This is a genomic window from Terriglobia bacterium (genome assembly GCA_036496425.1).
Lineage (GTDB): Bacteria > Acidobacteriota > Terriglobia > 20CM-2-55-15 > 20CM-2-55-15 > 20CM-2-55-15.
Genome location: DASXLG010000318.1, coordinates 1 through 3,067 on the forward strand (window position 1 = coordinate 1; position 3,067 = coordinate 3,067).

The following is a 3,067-nucleotide window of genomic DNA, read 5'->3' on the forward strand; positions in this document are numbered from 1 at the left end:
CCAGACCCGCCAGACGCGCCGCTTCAAGACCCTGAAGGAGTATAGCGAAGCGACCGGTCAGGACGGTCACAGCGTGTTGGTTGACTACGATGTCTTTGAGAAAGTTGCGCCGCCCGGACCCGACCCGCGCACTCTCTATAAGCCGGCGGATTTCGATTTCCAGCTGCGTCCCGGTTCGGTGGCGGTGGATGCGGGTGTGCGCCTCTCCAACATCAACGACGATTTCACCGGCCGCGCGCCGGACCTCGGCGCTTATGAAGTCGGCAAGCCCGAACCACACTACGGACCTCGGCCATGATCTTCAAAGCCACTCTTGTCTTCTGCCTTGCTGCAGCCGCGCTCCCCGCGAAAGTGATCGACAAAGCGACGACCATCGCGGACATGAGGCTCAACTATAAGGTGGTTCTGCCTAAGGACTACGACGCGGAAAAGGCGTATCCAGCGGTCCTCGCGTTTCCTCCAGGCGGGCAGACGCAGGACATGGTCTTTGTCACCCTGCAGCGAAACTGGGCGCCCGAAGCCCAGCGCCGCGGCTACATCGTGGTGATTCCGACTGCGCCGAGCGGCCGCCTGTTCTTTGAAGAGGGCGCCAAAGTCTTCCCGGAATTTCTCAAACAGCTTCTGAGCGAATACAAAATCCGCGGCAACCAGTTCCACATCGCCGGCATGTCCAACGGTGGCATCAGCGCGTTCTATGTCGCGGCGCTGTACCCGCAGTATTTTTCGTCCGTCACCGGTTTCCCCGGATTCTTACCGGACGCAACCCCGGAGCGCACGAACGCACTCGCTGGGAAGTGCATCTTCCTCCACGTCGGAGAACTGGATACCGATTGGCGGCACAACATGGAAGAGCAGGCGGCCGCGTTTCGATCGAAAGGATTCCGGGTTCAAATGACAGTCGAGAAAGGCCAGAGCCACGTGATCGGCACGCTTACCGGCGATGGCGCCGCGCGCCTCTTCGACGAAATCGAATCCTCTACTTGCTATCGACCTTGACTACCTGAATTACGAGCGATTTGGGTACCAACATCTGATGCGGCACCTTGGCCGGTATGTGAAAGACATCGCCGGGCGCCATCTTGTGGCTGGTTCCGCCGGTAATCGACTTGCCGCGAATTTCGCCGGGCGCGGTGGTATGGCCATCCACGGTGGTTCCGCCGACTATGAGAGTTCCTTCCCCTGAGATCACCGTGACTACGTCCACCTGGGTGTCGTGAGTTTCGGCTTCTCCATCGCCCGCGCGATGAACCAGCAGCAGCGCGTGGTTCCCCCAGTTCGCCACGCGATCGGCTCCCGCATGGTGTTCATCGAGCTTGGCGGCGTTCGCGCGCGACTCGATATCGGCTTTGCTCCACGACGCGAAGCCCTGCGGATCGGCCGCCATGAGAGGCAATCCAGTAACAAGAAGGATCAGAATTTTCATGGGAGGCATCTTATCAAGCGCGGGCAGAACCGGCAAGCGAAGTCCGACTTAGCGCTTCGGGTTGGCTCCGTTCGAGTATTGGAACCGGGCGCTCACGTCTTGATACGCCGAGCCCCATTTCTCCAATTGCCGCACTAGTGCTGTAGTGACGCCGGCTGCCGCGAACTGCGGTGCTGCTTCCCAGACTTTGCCTCCGGCGATGCCGCCGAAGCTCGCGGGCGGCGCGTAGCTCCGTTCGGAGAGGCCTGGGGTGAAATATCTCCCGACCGAATACTGCTGGTTTTTCCCCAGCCACGCCGTGAGCATGGCTTCGGTAATTGCTCGTCTTATCGCTGGTTCCAAGGACTGGAACTCCGGCTTCCAGGCGTCACTGATCAGGAGGGTGGGATCGATTCCTTGGTTGGGACGCCATCCTTGCGCTCTGTCTTCCGGCCCCACGCGCGGATCTGTGGATTGCAGCGATTTGATGGTGGCTACCAGCAGGCGCGCGGGCTCCGCATGATGGCTTTCCCGATCGAGATCAAGAAACCGGCCGATGACGTAGATCCAGTCGACGGGCGCGCGGTTTCGATGCCGGTGATTGCCGTTGTTGAGTAAGATCTGAAGCTCATACCACGACGCATTGAAATATTCGTTGGTCAGCGCGCTGCCGCCCATGCCGGCCGGCCCATTGGGAATATTCACGGCGGCCGGCGCCGTCGCGCCCGGAATCGTGTTGAGCCAGGTTCGCGCGTCGGCCGTCGCGCCATACAGCTCTTGACCTCGGTTTTCAAGCTGGAAGGCTTGTGTCAGCTCCCACGTTTTGAGGAGTTGCCAGAGTTGCGTCGAATAGGCTTTGGTACTCAGTTCGGGCGACCAGTTGACATTTGCGCCTTCCACGAAGGATTTCAGGAATCCCCGGCGGGTCTCGCGCCATTTTTCGAAATCGCCAACCAGCTTACCGGAGGAAATCCGCTCCGCGAGATTGGGCGCCGCTAACAAACTACTCAAGGACGGCTTCGAAGCCGTTCCCGCGTACGATTGGTAGAACTCGCTTCTTAAGAACGGCTCACCCCACGCGTCCAGAGGATGGATTTGAGGCAGCCAGTGATTCCAATCGGGCAGTTGAAACGCAATCGGAATCTCGCGGGCGTTCAAATTTCCATCCGGCTCGAATGTCTTACTCGTGATGGCCGCCGCCGTGTTGCCTCCGAATAGGAAAGGCAACGTGCCACTATCGTCGTCCAGGACCCAGGCGAGCCCGGCGCCGGCCGCCCAGTTCGCAACGGGCTGCGCGTCCAATCCCGGCCCCGGTTGGTACGGAGGGTTCCAGGGCCGCCCCGGATTGGGAACCGGCAGTGTCCGGATGTAGCTCGCAATCTGCTCGCCTTGCACCTCCGAAAGCCCGTGAAATCGAGACCGCGCGACGATCGACGCGTTTGAAAAATTGAAGTATTTGAGGTCGCGCCCATCCTGGGCGTGGCAGTCGGCACAGTGTGCCCGGATTTTCGGCGCATTGGGCAGGGCATTCGCGATTAACTTCGCGTTCTGCCAGACGCTGGCTCCCGCAGAGATCGAGCGGGAATCTTTCAGCGGCGGCGTCCACGTATTGGGATCTTCCTCGACGAAGGTGTCGGCCGGCAGCAAGGGCTTCCCGTCGGTGTC

Annotated in this window: 4 protein-coding genes; 2 read left to right on the forward strand and 2 right to left on the reverse strand. The window is 60.4% G+C overall.

The genetic code is table 11. The features are described from left to right. Together VGK48_23180 and VGK48_23185 are read left to right on the forward strand one after the other, a co-directional pair. Nucleotides 1–298: hypothetical protein (locus VGK48_23180; GenBank protein HEY2384088.1), on the forward strand; the 298-nt coding region annotated here is incomplete at its 5' end. After that, nucleotides 295–996 carry a hypothetical protein gene (locus tag VGK48_23185; protein ID HEY2384089.1) on the forward strand — a complete coding sequence of 234 codons (702 nt, stop codon included), beginning with the start codon at nucleotides 295–297 and terminating at the stop codon, nucleotides 994–996. The genes VGK48_23180 and VGK48_23185, both read left to right, overlap by 4 nt. On the opposite strand, the gene VGK48_23190 is transcribed toward VGK48_23185, so the two are convergent. Next, nucleotides 977–1,423 (reverse strand): hypothetical protein, encoded by a 447-nt coding sequence (locus VGK48_23190; protein ID HEY2384090.1) that lies wholly within the window; start codon nucleotides 1,421–1,423, stop codon nucleotides 977–979. The genes VGK48_23185 and VGK48_23190 overlap by 20 nt on opposite strands. A gap of 48 nt (nucleotides 1,424–1,471) precedes the next feature. Beyond that, on the reverse strand, nucleotides 1,472–3,067 hold a 1,596-nt coding region (locus VGK48_23195; protein HEY2384091.1), incomplete at its 5' end, for a hypothetical protein.